The following is a 346-nucleotide window of genomic DNA, read 5'->3' as shown; positions in this document are numbered from 1 at the left end:
CAGTATCTGTTCCTGTATTTCCTGCAAGAGTTTTTTTGATGTCACCTACTGTATCATTATCTTCTGATGATACATTGTCAGAGTCTTTTCAGTTACCTTTACCTTTGTTTTTAGCATTAAGGTATCCCCTTTTAATAGCATCTGTAACGGATGTACCTAATAATGCCCCTTTAGCTGCTCCAAACATACAAACTAAAGCGGACACACCCATCATAGCAGCTGCTTTTGAGAAGCCATCATTCATTTTTCCTCCAAGACCTATTAAAGCTCTTAAAGATTCAGTTACTGGAATAAAGATAATCATTAGAATAACTGCTTCAATCGGATTTGCTGCACCAACCATAAC

Annotated in this window: 1 protein-coding gene; it reads right to left on the bottom strand. The window is 37.0% G+C overall.

The genetic code is table 11. The features are described 5' to 3' along the window. Positions 1-88 precede the first annotated feature (88 nt). Positions 89-346: hypothetical protein (locus HU755_RS26995; RefSeq protein WP_186638303.1), on the bottom strand; the 258-nt coding region annotated here is incomplete at its 5' end.

Source organism: Pseudomonas sp. SWRI111 (assembly GCF_014268555.1).
Lineage (GTDB): Bacteria > Pseudomonadota > Gammaproteobacteria > Pseudomonadales > Pseudomonadaceae > Aquipseudomonas > Aquipseudomonas hamedanensis.
The sequence above is the reverse complement of the archived record's forward strand: the minus strand, read 5'-3'. Positions and strand labels throughout refer to the sequence as shown.